At 97.7% G+C, this 260-nt stretch carries 1 protein-coding gene; it reads right to left on the bottom strand.

Annotated features, from left to right (window positions below):
• Window positions 1-260, bottom strand: a 260-nt coding sequence (locus tag I8J29_RS34720) for a hypothetical protein (RefSeq protein ID WP_208851174.1), incomplete at both ends; no start/stop codon positions are given.

Genomic DNA, 260 nt, shown 5'->3' on the forward strand with positions numbered 1-260 from the left:
AAAAAAGGGGGGGGGGGGGGGGGGGGGGGGGGGGGGGGGGGGGGGGGGGGGGGGGGGGGGGGGGGGGGGGGGGGGGGGGGGGGGGGGGGGGGGGGGGGGGGGGGGGGGGGGGGGGGGGGGGGGGGGGGGGGGGGGGGGGGGGGGGGGGGGGGGGGGGGGGGGGGGGGGGGGGGGGGGGGGGGGGGGGGGGGGGGGGGGGGGGGGGGGGGGGGGGGGGGGGGGGGGGGGGGGGGGGGGGGGGGGGGGGGGGGGGGGGGGGG

The sequence above is a fragment of the Paenibacillus artemisiicola genome (genome assembly GCF_017652985.1).
In the GTDB taxonomy this organism is placed as follows: domain Bacteria; phylum Bacillota; class Bacilli; order Paenibacillales; family Paenibacillaceae; genus Paenibacillus_Z; species Paenibacillus_Z artemisiicola.